This is a genomic window from Klebsiella sp. GG_Kp173 (assembly GCF_040062415.1).
GTDB lineage: Bacteria > Pseudomonadota > Gammaproteobacteria > Enterobacterales > Enterobacteriaceae > Klebsiella > Klebsiella quasipneumoniae.
In genome coordinates, this window is sequence record NZ_JBEAFZ010000025.1 from 42,762 (window position 1) to 62,974 (window position 20,213).

At 56.1% G+C, this 20,213-nt stretch carries 19 protein-coding genes; 1 reads left to right on the forward strand and 18 read right to left on the reverse strand.

Going from position 1 to position 20,213, the window contains the following annotated elements:
- Window positions 1-43: 43 nt before the first annotated feature.
- From lipB to leuS, 13 genes are all read right to left on the reverse strand, one after another.
- A complete protein-coding gene (lipB, locus tag ABLU50_RS13585; protein ID WP_004885871.1) occupies window positions 44-688 on the reverse strand; it encodes a lipoyl(octanoyl) transferase LipB in 645 nt (214 codons plus the stop codon).
- Between the two features lie 104 nt (window positions 689-792).
- Window positions 793-1,056 (reverse strand): DUF493 family protein YbeD, encoded by a 264-nt coding sequence (gene ybeD, locus ABLU50_RS13590; RefSeq protein ID WP_002894474.1) that lies wholly within the window; start codon window positions 1,054-1,056, stop codon window positions 793-795.
- Window positions 1,057-1,168: 112 nt separating this feature from the next.
- Entirely contained in the window at window positions 1,169-2,368 is a 1,200-nt protein-coding gene (gene dacA / locus ABLU50_RS13595) for a D-alanyl-D-alanine carboxypeptidase DacA (protein ID WP_002894539.1), read from the reverse strand.
- A 139-nt stretch (window positions 2,369-2,507) separates the two neighbouring features.
- A complete protein-coding gene (gene rlpA / locus ABLU50_RS13600) occupies window positions 2,508-3,650 on the reverse strand; it encodes an endolytic peptidoglycan transglycosylase RlpA (protein ID WP_087832431.1) in 1,143 nt (380 codons plus the stop codon).
- Between the two features lie 11 nt (window positions 3,651-3,661).
- The gene (gene mrdB, locus ABLU50_RS13605) at window positions 3,662-4,774 is read right to left on the reverse strand and encodes a peptidoglycan glycosyltransferase MrdB (protein ID WP_004885876.1); all 1,113 of its coding nucleotides are present in this window, start codon (window positions 4,772-4,774) and stop codon (window positions 3,662-3,664) included.
- A complete protein-coding gene (mrdA, locus tag ABLU50_RS13610; RefSeq protein ID WP_004885880.1) occupies window positions 4,774-6,675 on the reverse strand; it encodes a peptidoglycan DD-transpeptidase MrdA in 1,902 nt (633 codons plus the stop codon). The genes mrdB and mrdA overlap by 1 nt, the downstream gene beginning before the upstream one ends.
- A gap of 27 nt (window positions 6,676-6,702) precedes the next feature.
- Window positions 6,703-7,170, reverse strand: a complete 468-nt coding sequence (rlmH, locus tag ABLU50_RS13615) for a 23S rRNA (pseudouridine(1915)-N(3))-methyltransferase RlmH (protein ID WP_002894620.1) — start codon at window positions 7,168-7,170, stop codon at window positions 6,703-6,705.
- A 3-nt stretch (window positions 7,171-7,173) separates the two neighbouring features.
- Entirely contained in the window at window positions 7,174-7,491 is a 318-nt protein-coding gene (gene rsfS, locus ABLU50_RS13620) for a ribosome silencing factor (protein ID WP_002894623.1), read from the reverse strand.
- Window positions 7,492-7,714: 223 nt separating this feature from the next.
- Window positions 7,715-8,344 (reverse strand): adenosylcobalamin/alpha-ribazole phosphatase, encoded by a 630-nt coding sequence (locus ABLU50_RS13625; RefSeq protein WP_004885883.1) that lies wholly within the window; start codon window positions 8,342-8,344, stop codon window positions 7,715-7,717.
- A gap of 72 nt (window positions 8,345-8,416) precedes the next feature.
- Window positions 8,417-9,067, reverse strand: a complete 651-nt coding sequence (gene nadD, locus ABLU50_RS13630; protein ID WP_023319968.1) for a nicotinate-nucleotide adenylyltransferase — start codon at window positions 9,065-9,067, stop codon at window positions 8,417-8,419.
- Window positions 9,060-10,091 carry a DNA polymerase III subunit delta gene (gene holA, locus ABLU50_RS13635; protein ID WP_004885888.1) on the reverse strand — a complete coding sequence of 344 codons (1,032 nt, stop codon included), beginning with the start codon at window positions 10,089-10,091 and terminating at the stop codon, window positions 9,060-9,062. The genes nadD and holA overlap by 8 nt, the downstream gene beginning before the upstream one ends.
- Window positions 10,091-10,681 carry an LPS assembly lipoprotein LptE gene (lptE, locus tag ABLU50_RS13640; protein ID WP_004885890.1) on the reverse strand — a complete coding sequence of 197 codons (591 nt, stop codon included), beginning with the start codon at window positions 10,679-10,681 and terminating at the stop codon, window positions 10,091-10,093. Before lptE ends, holA begins: the two co-directional genes overlap by 1 nt.
- 14 nt (window positions 10,682-10,695) lie before the next feature.
- Entirely contained in the window at window positions 10,696-13,278 is a 2,583-nt protein-coding gene (gene leuS / locus ABLU50_RS13645; protein ID WP_017899092.1) for a leucine--tRNA ligase, read from the reverse strand.
- A gap of 226 nt (window positions 13,279-13,504) precedes the next feature.
- Here leuS and ABLU50_RS13650 point away from each other — a divergent pair, with 226 nt between their 5' ends.
- Window positions 13,505-13,987: a zinc ribbon-containing protein gene (locus tag ABLU50_RS13650; protein ID WP_004885892.1), complete on the forward strand. Its 483-nt coding sequence runs from the start codon at window positions 13,505-13,507 to the stop codon at window positions 13,985-13,987.
- Between the two features lie 77 nt (window positions 13,988-14,064).
- Here the strand turns inward: ABLU50_RS13650 and ABLU50_RS13655 are convergent, their stop codons facing one another.
- From ABLU50_RS13655 to ABLU50_RS13675, 5 genes are all read right to left on the reverse strand, one after another.
- Window positions 14,065-15,858, reverse strand: a complete 1,794-nt coding sequence (locus tag ABLU50_RS13655; protein WP_087832432.1) for a filamentous hemagglutinin N-terminal domain-containing protein — start codon at window positions 15,856-15,858, stop codon at window positions 14,065-14,067.
- A 62-nt stretch (window positions 15,859-15,920) separates the two neighbouring features.
- A complete protein-coding gene (locus ABLU50_RS13660; protein WP_087832433.1) occupies window positions 15,921-17,591 on the reverse strand; it encodes a ShlB/FhaC/HecB family hemolysin secretion/activation protein in 1,671 nt (556 codons plus the stop codon).
- 382 nt (window positions 17,592-17,973) lie between these two features.
- A complete protein-coding gene (locus ABLU50_RS13665) occupies window positions 17,974-18,699 on the reverse strand; it encodes an amino acid ABC transporter ATP-binding protein (protein WP_004885898.1) in 726 nt (241 codons plus the stop codon).
- Window positions 18,699-19,373 (reverse strand): glutamate/aspartate ABC transporter permease GltK, encoded by a 675-nt coding sequence (gltK, locus tag ABLU50_RS13670; RefSeq protein WP_002894707.1) that lies wholly within the window; start codon window positions 19,371-19,373, stop codon window positions 18,699-18,701. The genes ABLU50_RS13665 and gltK overlap by 1 nt, the downstream gene beginning before the upstream one ends.
- On the reverse strand, window positions 19,373-20,113 hold the full coding sequence (locus ABLU50_RS13675; protein ID WP_002894709.1) for an amino acid ABC transporter permease: 741 nt from the start codon (window positions 20,111-20,113) through the stop codon (window positions 19,373-19,375). Before ABLU50_RS13675 ends, gltK begins: the two co-directional genes overlap by 1 nt.
- Window positions 20,114-20,213 lie beyond the last annotated feature (100 nt).

Here is a 20,213-nt window from a genome sequence, read left to right on the forward strand (position 1 = left end):
ACTTGTTCAGCCCCCCGCCGTCAGCGGGGCGCTGATCTGCCGCTTAACCCTGAGGCAGGTATTCGTGCGGGGGATGGTTCAACAGCGCCAGCAGATTGGCGACCAGCCGCGGAGCGACAGTCTCCGGGGTGGCTTCCGGTAGCCACTGGCGCATTTGCGTCATCTCCATACCGGCATAGCCGCAGGGGTTGATACGCAGAAACGGCGTCAGATCCATCGCGATATTGAGCGCCAGGCCGTGGAAAGAGCAGCCTTTACGGATCCGCAATCCCAGAGAGCAGATTTTGCGATCGCCGACGTAGACGCCAGGGGCATCGGCGCGGGGGTGCGACTCAATCCCATATTCGGTAAGGGTATTGACGACCGTTTGCTCCAGCAGCGTCACCAGTTCACGCACCCCCAGCTTGCGGCGCTTGAGGTTCAACAGGACGTACATTACCTGCTGTCCCGGGCCGTGATAGGTTACCTGGCCGCCGCGATCGCTTTGGATCACCGGAATATCACCGGGCACCAGCAGGTGTTCCGCTTTGCCGGCCTGACCCTGGGTGAAGACCGGGTGATGTTCTACCAGCCAGATCTCATCGAGGGTATCTTCATCACGGGCGTCGGTAAATTCATGCATCGCCTGCGAGACGGGTTCGTAAGGTTGCAGGCCAAGCTGCCGGATTAGAATTTTATTGTGCTGCAAAACAACATCTCCGCCGGGAAGAGAGAATTCAGGTCGGGGAGTATATCACAGCCGTGTGAAAGGGAATGAGAAGACCCGGCACGGCGGCCGGGTCAGGGAAAGGGTTACAGCACCATCCGAACGATATCGATATTGCCTAACTCTTCGTACAGCGTTTCCACTTGTTCAATGTGGGTGGCGTTGATGGTGATGGAGACCGAGTGGTAGTTACCTTTGCTGCTCGGTTTTACTGACGGCGAGTAATCACCAGGCGCATGGCGCTGTACCACTTCCACCACCTGATCAACCAGCTCAGGCAACGCCTGCCCCATTACTTTGTAAGTAAATGGCGTAGGGAATTCAAGCAGTTCGTTAAGTTTGGTTTTCATGTCAGCTCCGGTGTTACGACAAAATAATAACTCCCACCAAGGGCGGGAGTTATCAGGTTACTTGGATGAATAGTATATGGGGATGGAAATCACACTTTCAAGCGTTCGATTTTTAACCAAACCAGTGGTGGAACATTAATTTAATGTAATCAATAATTTTACCGAAGAAATTACCTTCCGGAATTTCCTGCAGCACCACCAGCGGGCGCTGGTCAATGGTTTTACCATCCAGCTGGAAGTTAATGGTGCCGACGACCTGGTTTTTCTGCAGCGGGGCATGCAGCTCAGTGTTATTCAGCACGTAGCTGGCTTTCAGATCTTTCATCCGGCCGCGCGGGATGGTCAGGTAGACGTCTTTATCCACCCCCAGCGAAGCGCGATCGCTGTCGCCGAACCAGGCTGGTTCGGATGCAAACTCTTTGCCGGCTTTAATCGGGTTGACGGTTTCGAAGAAGCGGAAGCCCCAGGTCAGTAGTTTTTTGCTTTCCGACTCACGCCCTTTGAACGTCCGGCCGCCCATTACCGCCGAGATCAGACGCATCTGGCCTTCGGTGGCGGAAGCGACGAGGTTGTAGCCTGCTTTGTCGGTGTGGCCGGTTTTGATGCCGTCGACGTTCAGGCTGTTATCCCACAGCAGGCCATTACGGTTCAGCTGGCGGATGCCGTTGAAAGTGAACTCTTTCTCACGATAGATCGAGTATTCGTTCGGCACATCGCGGATCAGCGCCTGGCCAATCAGCGCCATGTCGCGCGCCGAGCTGTACTGGCCGTCAGCGTCGAGGCCGTGAACGGTCTGGAAATGGGTGTTTTTCAGGCCGAGGGCGTTGACGTAGTTGTTCATCAGGCTGACGAAGGCATCCTGGCTGCCGGCGACATAGTCGGCCATCGCCACGCAGGCATCGTTACCGGACTGCAGGTTGATACCGCGGATCAGCTGGGAAACCGGCACCTGCATCCCCGGTTTGAGGAACATCAGGGAAGAGCCTTTGAATACCGGGTTGCCGGTGGCCCAGGCGTCGTTGCCGACGGTGACCAGATCGGACTCTTTGAATTTGCCCGCTTTCATCGCCTGACCAATAACATAGCTGGTCATCATTTTGGTCAGACTGGCCGGGTCGCGGCGGGAGTCGGCGTTGTTTTCAGCCAGCACCTTGCCAGAATTGTAATCGATAAGGATCCAGGATTCGGCGTCAATCTGCGGGGCGCCTGGGATCATCGTTTTGATATTCAGGTCATCGGCGCGGGCAGCGGAGGAGAGCGCTGCAACGGAGAGCGCCGTGATGAGTAAACGAGCGGTGAAAGAGGTCTTCATGGTCAGAACAACGGCATCCGTGATGGAGTTAAAAAAAGTGCCTTACTATAGCAAATGCTCTGCGGGCCAGCATCCGACATTGCGCATGAGTTTGTTAATGACTTTTACATGCGCAAGGTGAACGGGCTGCCCGCGGCCTTTAGTTGGCGCGAGTAATAAAGGACTGCAGCTGCGCTTCGCTTTGCAGGCGCTGCTGAACGGCGCTGGCCTGCGCCTTGTCGGCAAATGGTCCCAGCTGAATACGCCACACCGCGCCGTTTTGCATGACCCGGCCTGGCACAGAGAACTGCTGGCTCAGACGCTGCTGATACTGCTGCGCCCGCGCCTGGTCGCTCACTGCGCCCACCTGGACGACAACGTTACCGCTGGCGCTGGAGGTGGCGGAAGAGGAAGCGGCAACGGCGCCGGCGGCTGCGGCCGCTGCGGGCGCGACGCTACCCTGGATGGAGCCGGGGGCGGTCACCGGCGCTGCTGGCGTGGCGCCGGCGGCAGGTGCGGTCACGGTGGCGGCCGCGGGTTCGCTGCTCTCCAGCACGCCGCTGTTCAGCGGCGTCGGGGCGCCGAGGAAACCGCCGCTGTTCACCGGAGCGCCAACGCTATCTTCCGGCTTCAGCGTGCTGTTGCTGATCGGGCGAACGTCAGTGGGCGCAGGCTGGTTCATGCCAGCAGCGTCACCGCCGTCCAGATTCGGACGGGCGGGCAGAGCGTAAGTCTGTTTGGCGACGGTGGTACAAGCCATTCCCGGGCCGGAAAGCGAACCGTCAGGCGCGACGATGATGGGGTCGATACGCACTTTGGTGTTGTTCGAGGTGTTCAGGCGGTCGGCGGACGCGCGAGAGAGCGAGATAACCCGATCGTTGCCGTAGGGACCGCGATCGTTAATCCGCACGACGATCATGCGCCCGTTGGCGAGGTTGGTGATCCGCGCATAGCTCGGGATCGGCAGCGTCGGGTGCGCCGCGGTCAACTGCGTCGGGTCGAAGGTTTCACCGCTGGCGGTCAGGTTGCTGTTGGGTTCCGCGTCATAGATCGCCGCGAAACCGGCCTGAGTAAAGTTTGCCGGATCCTGGACGATTTTGTAGCGCTTACCGTCGCGCTCATAATCCTGATTCGCCGTCGCGTTCGGCGTTTCATACTGCGGATCGGCGCCGCTGATCTCAACCGTCGGGCCATTACAGACGGCCGGCTGTGGAGTACTGACCGTCTTTTGTTGCACGTCATCACTCGAACATGCCGCCAGCAGCCCCGCTGCTATGCAGATCCCCAGCCATTGCTTACGCATTGCGAACCCCTTTAAACGCTTTTCGACAACATTTTTCTGTGGGTATGGATCGACATCACGATACCAAACCCGGCCATCAATACGATCAGGGCGGAGCCCCCGTAGCTCACCAGCGGCAACGGTACGCCCACCACCGGTAAAATACCACTCACCATACCAATATTTACGAAGACATAAACGAATAAAATCAACATTAAACCACCGGCCATGACCCGGCCAAAGGTGGTCTGCGCCTGAGCGGCGATCCACAGTCCGCGCATGATCAGCAGAATATAGAGCGCCAGCAGGATCAGCACGCCAATCAGGCCCAACTCTTCGGCGAGAACGGCGAAGATAAAGTCGGTATGGCGTTCCGGCAGGAACTCCAGCTGCGACTGGGTGCCGTGCAGCCAGCCTTTGCCGCGCAGACCGCCAGAGCCAATGGCAATTTTAGACTGAATAATATGATACCCCGCGCCCAGCGGGTCGGTTTCCGGATCGAGCAGCATCATCACGCGCTGGCGCTGATAGTCGTGCATCAGGAAGAACCACAAAATCGGGATAAAGGCGGCGACCAGCACCACCGCAATGCCGATCAGTCGCCAGCTGAGGCCGGAGAGGAACAGCACAAACAGACCGGAGAGGGCGATCAGAATCGAGGTCCCGAGGTCAGGCTGCGCCGCTACCAGCAGCGTCGGCAGAAAGATCAGCACCAGGGCAATACCGGTGTTCTTCAGCGAAGGGGGGCAGACGTCGCGGTTAATAAAGCGCGCCACCATCAGCGGCACGGCAATTTTTGCAATCTCCGACGGCTGAAAGCGGACGATACCGAGATCCAGCCAGCGCTGCGCCCCTTTGGAGATGGCGCCGAAGGCGTCGACGGCCACCAGCAGAATAATACAGAAAATATAGAGATAGGGCGCCCAGCCTTCATAGACCCGCGGCGGGATCTGCGCCATGACGATCATGATCACCACGCCCATGGCGATCTGGCCGATTTTACGCTCCATCATGCCGACGTCCTGACCGCTGGCGCTCCAGATAACCAGTGCGCTGTAGGTCAGCAGCGCCAGCAGGATCAGCACCATGGTGGGGTCAAGATGGATCTTATCCCACAGCGATTTTTTGTTCGGATTATCCGTCATTATTGATCCTCCCCTGCGGTCACCGCCGGGTTTTCGCTTGGTAGCGTGGTGTTGTTATCGCCCAGCATGATGTGATCGAGGATTTGGCGCATAATCGTACCGACCGCCGGGCCGGCACCGCCGTTTTCCAGGATCATCGCCACGGCAACCTGCGGGTTGTTATAAGGCGCAAACGCCGTCATCAGTTTATGGTCACGCAGACGCTCAGAGATTCGGTGCGCGTTATAGGTTTCGTTGGCCTTCAGGCCAAACACCTGGGCGGTACCGGACTTGGCCGCGATTTTATACGGCGCGCTGGCGAAATACTTGTGCGCGGTGCCGTTGCCGCGGTTGGCCACGCCGAACATGCCGTCTTTGGCGATTTCCCAGTAGCCGGAATGAATGTCGCCTACCGGCGGCTCATGAGGCTGGACCCACGGAACGGGCTTGCCGTCTTCCACGGTGCTTTGCAGCAGGTGCGGCACTTTCACCACCCCGTCGTTAATCAGGATCATCAGCGCTTTGTTCATCTGGATCGGCGTGGCAGTCCAGTAACCCTGGCCGATGCCCACCGGAATGGTGTCCCCCTGGTACCAGGGTTTCTTAAAGCGTTTGAGCTTCCATTCGCGGGTCGGCATGTTGCCCGAGCGCTCTTCGGCGAGGTCGATACCGGTATAGTGGCCGTAGCCGAACTTGCTCATCCACTCCGCGAGGCGATCGATGCCCATGTCATAGGCGACCTGATAGAAATAGGTATCCGCGGACTCCTCCAGCGCTTTGGTGACGTTCAGGTGGCCGTGGCCCCATTTTTTCCAGTCACGATAGCGTTTTTCCGAGCCGGGCAACTGCCACCAGCCCGGGTCAAACAGGCTGGTATTGCGGGTGATCACCCCGGCGCTCAGCGCCGAGACGGCGACGTACGGTTTGACCGTCGATGCCGGCGGATAGACCCCTTGCGTCGCACGGTTGACCAGCGGCGTGTTCGGATCGTTGAGCAGGCCGGAGTAATCTTTACTGGAGATGCCGTCGACGAACAGGTTCGGGTCGTAGCTCGGCGTCGAAACCAGCGCCAGAATGGCGCCGGTACGCGGGTCGGTGACCACCACTGCGGCGCGGCTACCAGCCAGCAGCGTTTCGATATACTGCTGCAGCTTGAGGTCGAGGGTGAGGTAGATGTCGCGTCCGGCCTGCGGCGGCACCTCTTTGAGCTGACGAATCACGCGGCCGCGGTTGTTCACTTCAACCTCCTCGTAGCCGGTCTGACCGTGCAGGACGTCCTCGTAATAACGCTCAATACCCAGCTTACCGATGTCGTGGGTCGAGGCGTAGTTGGCCAGTTTGCCCTCTTTATCGAGGCGGTCGACGTCTTTATCGTTAATTTTCGAAACGTAGCCGATGACGTGCGTCAGCGCCGAGTTATAGGGATAGTAACGGCGCTTGTAGCCTTTGACTTCCACGCCGGGAAAGCGGTACTGGTTGACGGCAAAGCGGGCCACCTGCACTTCGCTGAGGTTGACCTTTACCGGAATCGAGGTAAAGCGATGGGAGCGGGCGCGCTCCTTTTTGAAGCCGGCGATATCATCGTCGGTTAAATCGACGACGTCGCGCAGCGCATCCAGCGTTTGCTGCACGTTATCGACTTTCTCCGGCATCATCTCCAGCTGATAAATGGTGCGGTTAAGCGCCAGCGGAGTGCCGTTACGATCGTAAATAATGCCGCGGCTCGGCGGGATCGGCACCAGCTTGATGCGGTTTTCGTTCGAACGCGTCTGATAGTCGTCGAAGCGAACGATTTGCACATTGTACAGGTTGGCGATCAGAACGCCGGTAAGCAGCAAAATCCCCAAAAAAGCGACCAGCGCCCGGCGCACGAACAGCGAGGATTCAGCCGTATAGTCGCGGAAAGAATTCTGTAATTTCATTCGCTGCTCAGTCTACCCTGATCATCATTACTCACGGTGGTACGGATGGTTGGTGGTAATGCTCCACGCCCGATACAGGCTCTCGGCCACCAGTACGCGCACCAGCGGGTGAGGTAAGGTGAGGGTGGAGAGCGACCAACTCTGTTCCGCCGCTGCTTTACAGGCTGGAGAGAGGCCTTCCGGGCCGCCGACCAGCAAACTGACGTCGCGCCCGTCCTGTTTCCAGCGTTCCAGTTCGCGCGCCAGCTGCGGCGTATCCCATGGTTTACCCGGAATATCCAGGGTCACGATGCGGTTTTTACCGGCAGCGGCTAACATCATCTCGCCCTCTTTTTCGAGGATGCGCTTGATATCAGCGTTCTTGCCGCGCTTACCGGCTGGGATCTCCACCAGTTCGAACGGCATATCTTTGGGAAAACGGCGCAGATACTCGCTAAAGCCGGTCTGTACCCAGTCCGGCATTTTGGTGCCAACGGCCACCAGCTGCAACTTCACGCATTAACTCCAGAGTTTTTCCAGCTCGTACAAACGACGGCTCTCTTCCTGCATGACGTGAACCATCACGTCGCCGAGGTCGACGACGATCCAGTCGGCGGCGGCTTCCCCTTCAACGCCCAGCGGCAGCATGCCGGCGGCGCGGGATTCCTGAACCACGTGGTCGGCGATGGACATCACATGACGCGTGGAGGTGCCGGTGCAGATAATCATGCAATCGGTGATGCTGGATTTGCCATGTACATCAATGGCAACGATGTCCTGACCTTTCAGGTCATCAATTTTGTCGATAACAAAATCCTGGAGTGCTTTACCCTGCAAGTGTTCCCCCTGGGTGCGTGAAGATTGATAATCATAAAGAGCCTGACAGTATACCTGAACTGATGAAAAAGTCGGGTGAAATGTCTGTCGGCAGGCGTTCGCGGCGGGGTATCATCCCATCCCTCGCCGAGGATTGCATCGCCATTTTTGTAAAACAATTTTCTGCAAAGCGGCTTTGGCGGATGCTGCCTGGCAGCGGAGAATAGCAGCCTGCTCTGGCCTGTCAATGGTTCGGCGGGAATTCTTCTTCCGACTGCCAGACGGCCTGGCTATTTAATACCCGCAGGGTGGTGAAATCGTGGCGGATTTCGAGCAGGCTCCAGGCGCCATGGGCTATCGGAAAGTGCCACATCGCCGCGGCGGGCATCTGCAACAGCAGGGCGGTCAGCAGGCTCAGAACGCCCTGATGGCCGACGATCAGCAGATGGTCAAGATGGCGGCAGTCGGTCAGCGTGGGGATAAACTCGCTGACGCGGCGGGCAAAACGCTGAAAGCTTTCGCCGTTAGTAGGGGCCGCGTGCTGCCAGTCAGCACACCACGCGGCATAGTTTTGCGCATCTTCTCGTTGAAGGTCGCGATGATGACGCATCTCCCAGTCGCCGAAAAACATCTCATTGAGCGCGGCATGGCATTCGCGCGGGATAGCGCGATCGCCAAGCAGCAGATCGGCCGTTGTCCCGGTCCGCGCCAGCTCGCTACAGAAGACTTTATCGAAAGGCACCGCGCGCAGCCGTTCGCCGAGCGCTCGCGCCTGAGCGACGCCTCGCGGCGTCAGGGGCGTTGGGGCATGGCCGCTGTATAATCCGGCAACGTTGGCTTCGGTTTCGCCATGGCGAACTAACCATAATTTCATGAACAGGCTCTGACGGGCGATGGAGAGGTGGCGTTACGATAGCGCTTTTTTCGCGCCAGGCCCAGCGCGGGGTCAGCAATAGAGACCCTGCTCGCGGATGTAGTCCAGCACCGCGGCCGGCAGCATCTCGGCGCAGGACTCGCCGCGCTCGAGGCGCTGGCGAATGATCGTCGCCGAAATATCGAACCACGGTGTCTCAGCCAGGTAGATCACGCCGGAAGGGCGGCGATGCAGAGATTCCACATCGTGGGTTAAATGGCGATCCAGCCAGCGCTGATCGGCCTCATGGGCCATGGTCAGTGGGTAACCCGGCCGGCGGCAGACAATCAGGTGGACATTGTCGAGGATGGTTTCATAGCGGTGCCAGGTGGGAAAGGTGAGCAGCGAATCCTGGCCAATGATAAACGCCAGCGGCTTGTGCGGCCCCTGCTCCTGGCGCCACTCCTGCAGCGTTTGCGCCGTCCAGGAGGGGGTATCGCGCTGCAGTTCGCGTTCATCGAGCGTGAACAGCGGCTTATCAGCAATCGCCAGCTTCAGCATGTGCACGCGCTGGGCGCTGGTGGCTTCCGGCTGGGGACGGTGCGGCGGGACGTTATTAGGCATGATGATGACCTTGCTCAGGCCAATCTGATTCGCCAGGATCTCGACCGGCTTGAGGTGACCATAATGCACCGGATCGAAGGTGCCGCCATAGATTGCCTGTAAGTGAGTCATATCAACCATCAATAAAAACGTCCGCCAGGGCTTTGTGGCAGAGCAACAACGAAAGACTTTCCAGTTCGGGCCAGACGTCGTACCCGTAATCCTGTTTAAAGGTCAGTTCCGCGCGGGTCAGAAGAGTCACCGCCTGGCGAAGCTGTTCGCCGCTCAGTCGGGCGAGGGCGTCGCTGAGCAGCTGACGGCGGTTTTGCCAGACCCGATGTTTATCAAACAGCGAACGCAGCGGCGTCTGTGCCGACTGGCGCTTGAGGGTCACCAGCAGCAGCAGCTCCCGCTGTAGCGTACGCAGCAGGATCGCCGGCTCGCAGCCTTCAAGACGGAGCTGCTGCAGGACGTGCAGCACGCGCTTACTTTTGCCTGCCAGTAGGGCATCGACCCAATGGTAAGGGGTAAAGTGCGCGGCATCGTTCACCGCCTGCTCAACGCGGGGCAGCGTCAGCTTACCGTCCGGCCAGAGTAGCGCCAGACGCTCCAGCGCCTGCGCCAGCGCCAGCAGATTGCCTTCGTAACAGTAGCACAGCAGCTGGCTGGCCGCGTCGTCGAGCTGCAGCTGATGCTGTTTGGCCCGGGCGGCAAGCCAGCGCGGCAGCTGCGCGTATTCCGGCGTCTGGCAGCTGACCTGGACGGCGCGCTGCGCCAGCGCGGTGAGCCACGCGGCATTCTCCTGGGCTTTGGTCAACTTACTACCGCGAACTATCAGCAGCAGGTCGTCGTGCAGCAGACCGACCAGCGTCGCCAGCTGTTCGTTGATCGCCGCGTTGGGGCCATTCTCTGGCAGGATTAGCAACAGGGTTTGCCGGCTGGCAAACAGGCTCATCGCCTGGCTTAAGGCGAAAAGCGCCTGCCAGTCGGTGCTGTTGTCGATAGAAAAGGTATGGTGTTCGGTAAAGCCTTGTGCGGCAGCGGCTTCGCGAATAGCGTCCTGGCTTTCCTGCAATAGCAAAGGATCGTTGCCAAGCAGCAGATAGGCCGCGCGCAGCCCTTCAGTGAGCTGCGCGCGGAGCTGTTCCGGGTACAACCGAATCATCATTGACCCAGCGTGGTGGAGACGCGGTTACCCGAGGACGCCGGCGCGGTGCTGCCCGCGACCGGTTTTTCTTCCTGCTGGGTGGCTTCAACATCCGCTACCTGAACGCTTGGTAGTTTACGAATCAGCTGTTCCGCCGCTTTATCGTACATTTCCTGGATAATCATATCCTGCTCGGCGTCTTTGGCTAACGCCGCCTGCGGGTTATCAAAGAACGAACGATAGACCTTAGTGGTTATCGGATAGATATCGTGACCCGGGATCAGAACGCTGGCATGGACGGTCATGACCATCTGATATTCCGCCGTACGACCGTCCTGGAACACCGAGGCCGTATCTTTCTGAATCGACGAACCATCGAGGCGCAGAGAAGGGACATCTTTACGCAGCGTGCTGGCGTCGATCAGTTCCACGCCGTTAAGACGCAGCTGATTGCGCACCGCGCGGCTTAATGGGCCATTCGGATCGCTCGACTGGAAAATCATGGTTTTCATGGTGGTGGGCACCTTGGTAGTGCTACGCAGATGCCAGCCACAGCCGGCGGTGGCAAGCACCGCCAGAGATAACAACATTGTTACCAGATATCGCACGCTTCCTCCCGCGCTTAGCCAACGACCAGATTGAGCAGTTTACCCGGGACGTAAATCACTTTACGCACGGTTTTGCCGTCGAGATACTTCGCCACCAGATGCTCCTGGCCGGCGCGCTCGCGGACCTGCTCTTCAGTTGCGTCTACCGCAACGGTAATTTTACCACGAACTTTGCCGTTGACCTGGACGACGACGAGGGTGCTGTCTTCCACCATCGCGCTTTCATCCGCCACCGGCCACGGCGCGTTGTCGATATCACCTTCGCCGTTCAGCTCACGCCACAGGGTGAAGCTGACGTGCGGGGTGAACGGGTTGAGCATACGCACTACCGCCAGCAGGGCTTCCTGCATCAGGGCGCGATCCTGCTCATCTTCTTGCGGCGCTTTCGCCAGCTTGTTCATCAGCTCCATGATCGCCGCGATGGCGGTGTTGAAGGTCTGACGACGGCCGATGTCATCGGTCACTTTGGCGATAGTTTTGTGGATATCGCGACGCAGCGCTTTCTGATCTTCACTCAGCGCCGCCACGTTCAGGGCCGCAACGTCCCCTTTGGTGGTGTGTTCGTAGACCAGCTTCCAGACGCGTTTCAGGAAGCGGTTCGCCCCTTCGACGCCAGATTCCTGCCACTCGAGGGTCATATCCGCCGGGGATGCGAACATCATGAACAGACGGACAGTATCCGCGCCGTAGCGCTCAACCATGACCTGCGGATCGATGCCGTTGTTTTTCGACTTGGACATCTTGCTCATGCCGGTGTACACCAGCTCGTGACCCGCCGCGTCTTTCGCTTTCACGATGCGGCCTTTTTCGTCACGTTCGACGATGGCGTCAACCGGGGAGACCCAGTTACGTTCGCCGTTTTCGCCTACGTAGTAGAAGGCGTCAGCCAGCACCATGCCCTGGCACAGCAGCTGTTTCGCCGGCTCATCGGAGTTGACCATCCCCGCGTCGCGCATCAGCTTGTGGAAGAAGCGGAAGTAGAGCAGGTGCATGATCGCGTGTTCGATGCCGCCGATGTAGATATCGACCGGCAGCCAGTAGTTGGCCGCTTGCGAATCCAGCATCCCTTCCTGATACTGCGGGCAGGTGTAGCGCGCATAGTACCAGGAGGATTCCATAAAGGTGTCAAAGGTGTCGGTTTCGCGCAGCGCCGGCTGGCCGTTAACCGTGGTTTTGGCCCATTCAGGATCGGCTTTGATCGGGCTGGTGATACCGTCCATGACTACGTCTTCCGGCAGGATCACCGGCAGCTGATCTTCCGGGGTCGGCAGCACGGTGCCGTCTTCCAGGGTAACCATCGGGATCGGCGCGCCCCAGTAGCGCTGACGGGATACGCCCCAGTCACGCAGGCGGTAGTTAATTTTACGCTCACCTACGCCCATGGCAGCCAGTTTGTCGGCAATAGCGTTGAAGCCCGCTTCATAATCGAGCCCGCTGAATTCGCCGGAGTTAAACAGGACGCCTTTCTCGGTCAGCGCCTGCTGGGAAAGATCCGGCTCGGAGCCGTCGGCGGCGAGGATCACCGGCTTGATGTTCAGCCCATATTTGCTGGCGAACTCGTAGTCGCGCTGGTCGTGGCCCGGAACTGCCATCACCGCGCCGGTGCCGTACTCCATCAGCACAAAGTTAGCCGCCCATACCGGAATTTCTTCACCGGTCAGCGGGTGGATAGCTTTAAAGCCGGTATCGACGCCTTTTTTCTCCATCGTCGCCATGTCGGCTTCCGCCACTTTGGTGTTGCGGCATTCGTCGATGAAGGTGGCCAGCGCCGGATTGTTCGCCGCAGCCTGCTGCGCCAGCGGGTGACCCGCAGCGACCGCCAGGTAGGTACAGCCCATAAAGGTGTCCGGGCGGGTGGTATAGACGGTCAGCTTGTCGGCGTAGTTGTTGACGTCAAAGGAGATTTCCACCCCTTCAGAACGGCCGATCCAGTTGCGCTGCATGGTCTTCACGGTGTCCGGCCAGTGGTCCAGCTTATCCAGATCGTTCAGCAGCTCATCGGCGTAGGCGGTGATTTTAATAAACCACTGCGGGATCTCTTTACGCTCGACTTTGGTGTCGCAGCGCCAGCAGCAGCCGTCGATAACCTGCTCGTTGGCCAGCACGGTCTGGTCGTTCGGGCACCAGTTCACTGCGGAGGTTTTTTTGTACACCAGGCCTTTTTTATACAGCTCAGTGAAGAACTTCTGCTCCCAGCGGTAGTATTCCGGGGTGCAGGTTGCCAGCTCGCGGCTCCAGTCATAGCCGAAGCCCAGCATTTTGAGCTGGTTTTTCATGTAGGCGATGTTGTCGTAGGTCCACGGCGCTGGCGCGGTGTTGTTTTTTACCGCCGCCCCTTCCGCCGGCAGACCGAACGCATCCCAGCCAATTGGCTGCAGGACGTTTTTACCCAGCATGCGCTGATAGCGGGCAATCACGTCGCCGATGGTGTAGTTACGCACGTGACCCATGTGTAGTCGACCAGAAGGATAAGGAAGCATCGACAGGCAGTAATACTTCTCTTTGCTCTCGTCTTCAGTTACTTCAAATGTACGATTTTCGTCCCAGTGAAGCTGGACTTTCGATTCTATCTCTTCCGGGCGGTATTGCTCTTGCATGGCAGCCAGTGGTCCTGTTTTCAATACAGCTACAAAATGTAGCCAATGGATGTGTTATTTCAGATCGGCATAGCATAGCCCAAACGCCAACGTCAAAACAGCCTTTCACACATTTACAGAGAGGAAAGCGGTGGAGAATATTTCGCGACTCTGTGGCTTGGCTGGCAGAGCTATCCGCAGATAACGGCTATCATAAGAAGAAGTTAACCACACCGGAGGCGAAAAGATGAACAAGGTTGCTCAGTTCTACCGAGAGCTGGTGTCGACGCTCAGCGAGCGGTTACGCAATGGAGAACGTGATATTGATGCGCTGGTGGAGCAGGCCAGGGTCAAGATTAGCCAGTCCGGCGAGTTAACGCAGAGCGAAATCAACAATGTGATCCGCGCTGTTCGACGCGATCTGGAAGAGTTCGCCCTCAGTTATGAAGAGAGTCAGGATGAGCTGACTGATAGCGTCTTTATGCGGGTGATCAAAGAGAGTCTCTGGCAGGAACTGGCGGATATTACCGATAAAACCCAGCTTGAGTGGCGCGAGGTGTTTCAGGATCTCAACCATCACGGTGTCTATCACAGCGGCGAAGTGGTGGGGTTGGGTAACCTGGTGTGTGAAAAATGCCATTATCATCTTCCGGTGTATACGCCTGACGTACTGCCGCGTTGCCCAAAATGTGGTCACGACCAGTTCCAAAGGCGGCCCTTTGAGCCATAAAGAGTAAACGCTAAACTCGGGATCTACTGCTGGCGCTGTTGACACCAGCAGTAGCTGTAATTTTAGTGTTTTATCAATTATTTGAGCGTGTTAATTTCAGTTGACTTGAAGTACTGATTTCCACCTATTTCACTCGCGTAGTTATGCGAAGCGTTGACGATCAATTTATTGCCGCTGAGCGTTCCTTTTTCACAGGTCATCATACCCAGGAATCCGCACTTATATCCGCCATTAACAACCTGTTTGGCATTTAACGTCATGGTTCCGTCAGCGTGGATGAGTTCGCGATTGATAATATTACCTTTTTTGTTGGTATCAATGGTCATGTCACCAAAAGATTGAATCAGCCATTCATTAAGGAAATCAGATTTAGTATTGATACTGACAGTTCCGCCAATGATTTCTCCGCTGTTTTGCATTCCACTATGAGTAAAGTTCATGACTGCTTTATCGCCACGAATCGTACCGCCTTTATTATTAAAACTATTACTCTCTGCTGTCAGTTTATCTGTGACAAGGAGCTGGCTATCTCTATTAAATACCATGCTCCCTTTTGTTTGGATCGCAATATTACCACCTTTGATGGTCCCTGAGTTGCTTATCGCACCAGACGAAATCTCTTTGTCTTTGATAGACTGAATGGCGAGATTTTCTGTTCCATAGATGTTGCCAGTCACATTGAGCGAGTCACCGCTAAAAGAGACAGTGGTATTTTTTGCGCGAGCAGAACCGCCGTTTTCGATATTTCCGAGAGCCCCTAACAATAATTGGTCGTCGGAAAGCAGATAGGAGCCGTATGATGTCTTCAAATTCCCGTTAGTGGTTACGCTTAACACCGTGTTGCTTCTTATAGTACCGTTATTCTCCAGATTCCCCGCGGAGTTAACCATCAGCTGCCTGGTGCCCGTAATAGCCCCATCGTTAGTCAGGGACTGTAAGCTGTTAATTATAGTCGTATTGGTTGTTGCTATACTCCCTGTATTTTTAAAGCTGCCGGCCGAAGTCATCTGCGTGAGCAGACCATTGCTGGTGATTGAGCCTTCGTTGACCAATGCTCCGCTGCTGGTCATCGACAGCATGCTGTTAGAAACAATGCTTCCTTTATTACGCACGCCCAAACCATAATCGTTACCCATCATACTGATGTTATTAGCTTTAATTCCGCCAAGATTACTAATGTCGATGCTGTATTCAGGAAATAGCATCTGCATAACGCTTGGGGTTTTACCTGCGGAAGTCATCTTTTGTGTTGTGTTATCAAAGGTAAAACTTCCTGCGCCTAATGTAGCGTTGGCAGCGCTGAGCGTACCATTGATAGCAATAGTTTCCGCCAGCAGCAGGGCATAGTTGTTCGTGGCATCCATACCGTTCTTGCCGATAGTAATCTTGCCTTTACTGACGGTATAGGACCCGATCCCTCCGTTATCGTTAAGTTTCACCTGCCCGGTCGTTAATACTGCTGAATTGGTATTAATGAAGCTGCAGCCTGAGCAGGAGATACCGTTCGGGTTAGCGATAATAATATCGGCTTTTTGACCCGCGATTTCTATAAATCCGTTGAGGGAACTGGACTTATTTGAGGTCACTTCATTGAGAATAACGGATGCGCTGCCGTTGGTTAAATTATTATTCCTGGCAATATTGCCAAATTTGTCATGGGTAAGATCGTCGCCGCTGTTGTTCAAAATCATCCCGTTGCTGCCGACGTTAAAATCACGGTACATATTGTGAGATACGCCAGCCGCGTTAGGTTTTTCAATATCAACAACGGTTGTACCTGATGAGTGCGTCCATGTGTTTGGGTCGGCATAGACAAACGATGAGCTAAGGGCTGCCGCGAGTGCGACATAAGTTAAATTAAATTTAAACATTCTATTATTCCTTTAATGAAGAGTGGTTGAGAAATGTTAGTTTTAAATTTTGCTTGTTGAAATTAATACCTCCATTGTAATGAGAAGCCCAGGTTAAGAGCATCGCTATGGAAACGAACGGGTTTGATTAAAGGGGTACTCATGAAAAAGTCATACTGCGTGGCGAGCAGCGAGCCACGAATATCGCTTACTGCGCCAGAAAGCGTTTTTCCCCTCTGGTATTGCTCGTTTCCTGTTATACGCCCAATATCTACACCAAAATAAAATTGGCGGTCAGGCGTCGGGATATCCCAGATAAAATCATTGCGCCAGTACCATCCCTGATTGCCGGACAGGCTGTTTTCCCCGTCGAACCCGCGCACGGTCCAGCGACTGCCAATATTGAATTTATTATCCGAGGAGAGTGGGTCCGGGCTGAACTGCGCGCTCAATCGGGGCGCCCAGGTAAATGCGTCGCCGGCCGCGTCAAATTTCATCATCGTCTGCAGGTTCGCATGGACGATCCGCGACAGCGGGCTGTACATCCCGGCTTTCTCCTCCGGCGTTGCCGTTGAGCTGAGCCACGGCAGGCTGCGCTGGATGCCAATGCTGGCGTCGACGATTTTTTTATTAAAATAGCGCTGATGGTTGAGGGTAAGCTCCCATGATGGCGTTTGCTTGCGCATGACCTGCAGTTCGCTGCCGCCGAAGTAATAGTGCGAGGTGCTCTTGGCAATTCGCAGGTCGGCGGTGGTTTTTTGCTGGCGGGTATGGGAGAGCAGTCGGCTCAGCGTGGCGCTGTAATAACGATTCTTGCTCTTATAATCCATCGTTGACCAGTTGCCGTTGAACTGCTGGCGATACTGACTATATGCCCCGTAGGCGCTCAGTGACCAGTAGCCAAAGGGGATGGAGTAGTACAGGCTACCGTTGTGGTTGCCGTCATTGTGTTGGTTGAATTCAATATCGCCCCCGCCGGAAATATACAGAATGTCGTTAAGAGTGGTCAGATCATAGAGATAGAGGGCGCCACCGGCCTGATAGCGGCCGCTGGCTTTGCTGCCGGCGTCGTCAAGCCAGGCGCCAAGCTGCCATTTTTTCTCCAGGCTGCGGGCGATCTGAAGATCGCTTTCCCCCTCGCGCTGGCCAGGCAGCAGTTTCATGTGCGCCGTAGAACCCGGCAGGCGCTGCAGATTGGCCATACCCTGCTCAAGGTCGCTTAAACGCAGGATAGCGCCGGGAGACAGGGGAAGTGAATTCCACAGACGGGTGATGTCTGATCCGCCGGCATAGTCGATAGCGCCCACTTTGCCATACTTCAGGGTCAGCCGGAGGATGCCTTGCTCCAGCGACTGGGAGGGAACATCAATCAGAGAGGTGATATAGCCTTGCACGATCAGTTCGTTTTGAAGCCTATACGCCAGCAGGCGTATACCCTCGCTACCCAGACAGCGGCCCTGTGCCTGCTGCGCGATTTTCGCCAGTAATTTCCGGGTGAGCGCCTGGTTATCGGAATCGATGTCGACTTTATTGATTAATCTGCAATGTGCTTCCACAGGAAAGTGGATACCCTGCGGCGCCCCGCGCTGTTGTGAGGACTGAAACTCCTGTTGTTGCGGGGTCAGCGCCTCCTGGCGAGCTTTATCCTGCTCGGTCTGATGAGCCGAGGTGGTCAATTGCGCAGCACTGACGGCAGAGGCGCCAGCCAGCGTCATAAACAGCAGCCCGGTGAGCGTGCGAGATCGAATTAACATGAAGCAATATCCATTTGTTTCATTGGTTCGGCGACGCATCAATACCTTTACCTCTGGCAAAATGATTGATGGCCTTTATTTCGGCGCAGGCAAGGTCAGGCAAGGTCAGGCAAGAATATTATATTTAATTAATTCCATAATCATGCGACGAACCTGTTACGAGGCGTTATATGCTAGCGGTGGTGGAAATACCGGTCCACGAATTCATTAGTGATTTTTTTATGAATTGATCGATTTAATAAATAAGTTCAGCTTGTCTCGCTGAAGTTTATTTATTATGTAAATGATATTGGCGGTAATGGCGCGCACAAATAATATTGGTGAATAATATGGCGGGAAAGATAAACTGCGCATACCGGGTGGTATGCGCAGCGAATAACGATTAATGCAGAATTTTGGCGAGGAAATCTTTAGCGCGATCGGATTGCGGATTGGCGAAGAAGGCCTCTTTATCGGCATCTTCAACAATCTTACCTTCATCCATAAAGATCACCCGGTTGGCCACCTTGCGGGCGAAGCCCATTTCGTGGGTAACCACCATCATCGTCATCCCTTCGTTGGCCAGTTCCACCATGACGTCCAGTACCTCGTTGATCATCTCCGGGTCGAGCGCTGAGGTGGGCTCATCAAACAGCATAGCGATCGGGTCCATACACAGGGCTCGGGCAATGGCCACGCGCTGCTGCTGGCCGCCGGAGAGCTGCGCCGGATATTTTTCCGCGTGCGCCGCCAGGCCAACGCGCTCCAGCAGCTTGAGACCCTTCTTGCGCGACGACGCTTTGTCACGATTGAGAACCTTAACCTGCGCCAGCGTCAGGTTGTCGATAATCGACAGGTGCGGGAACAGTTCAAAATGCTGAAACACCATTCCGACGTGCGAGCGCAGTTTGGCAAGATTGGTCTTTTTATCGTTAACCACGGTGCCATCGACGATAATCTGCCCCTGCTGCACCGGCTCAAGGCCGTTCACGGTTTTTATCAGCGTAGATTTACCGGAGCCTGACGGCCCGCAGACCACCACGACTTCGCCTTTTTTCACTTCCGTGGAGCAATCGGTCAGCACCTGAAAGTGACCATACCATTTTGAAACGTTTTTCAGGGTAATCATTACACAGTCCTTTTCTTCAACCAGCTGACCAACAGCGAGGCGCTGAGGCTAATCACAAAATAGACGCCGCCCGCGAACAGGATCATTTCGACCTGAGTCCCGTCACGCTCGCCAATCGTGGAGGCGGTACGGAAGAAGTCGGCGAGGCTCAATACATACACCAGCGAGGTATCCTGGAACAGGACGATCCCCTGGGTTAACAGCAGCGGCACCATGGCGCGGAAGGCCTGCGGCAGGATCACCAGCCGCATCGACTGCCAGTGGGTCATTCCCAGCGCCAGCGCGGCGCTTGACTGGCCGCGGGAGATGCTCTGGATACCGGCGCGGATAATCTCTGAATAGTAGGCGGCCTCGAACATCGAAAAGGCCACCATCGCCGAGATCAGGCGAATATCCGTTTTCGGCGACAGTCCCAGCACGTTCTGCAGGAAGCCCGGGACAATCAGGTAGAACCACAGCAGAACCATCACCAGCGGGATAGAACGGAACACGTTAACGTAGGATTTAGCAAACCAGGCCAGCGGCAGAAAGCTGGACAGGCGCATGACCGCCAGCAGGGTGCCCCAGACGATGCCGACCACGATGGCGATCACCGTAATCTTCAGAGTGATCACCAGCCCTGCCAGCAGGTAGGGCATGGAGGGAACGATCGAACTCCAGTCAAAATCGTACATTATTTGCCTCCCATATTGCCAGGCAGGCGAACCTTACGCTCGACCACATACATAATCAGCATAATCACCGCGTTGATGAAAACATAGGCCAGGGTGATGGCGGTAAAAGACTCCCAGGCATGAGCGGAGTAGTCCAGCAGTTTGCCCGCCTGCGCGGCCATATCGGCCAGACCGATGGTGGAGGCGATGGCCGAGTTTTTCACCAGGTTCATCATCTCCGAGGTCATCGGCGGCACGATAACGCGATAGGCGTTCGGCAGCAGCACGTAGCGGTAGGTTTGCGGCAGGGTCAACCCCATCGCCAGACCGGCGTTCTTTTGCCCGCGCGGCAGCGACTGGATAGCGGCGCGTACCTGCTCGCAGACGCGAGCGGCGGTAAACAGCCCCAGGCACAGCATGGAGGAGACAAAGAACTGGATGTTTGGGTCCAGCTCCGATTTAAACCACATGCCGATATTTTCCGGCAGGAATTCCGGCACCACCAGGTACCAGGTAAAGAACTGCACGATCAGCGGCACGTTGCGAAACAGTTCGACATAGCAGGTGCCAATGCCCGAGAGGAAGCGATTGGGGACCGTGCGTAAAATGCCGAACAGCGAGCCGACGAGAAAAGCGATGATCCAGGCCGAGATGGAGAGGGCGACGGTGATCTGAAAACCGCTCCACAGCCAGCCCAGGTAGGTAGTGTTACCGAAGGGGGCCTGTTGCAGGAATATCCCCCAGTTCCAGTCTATTGACATACATGACTCCTGGAAAAAAAAGGGTAGCCATTGCTACCCTCGAAGACGGTTGTCCAGCTTGTTTCGGTATTCGCGGCGGCTGGGGAACGACCAGCCGCCG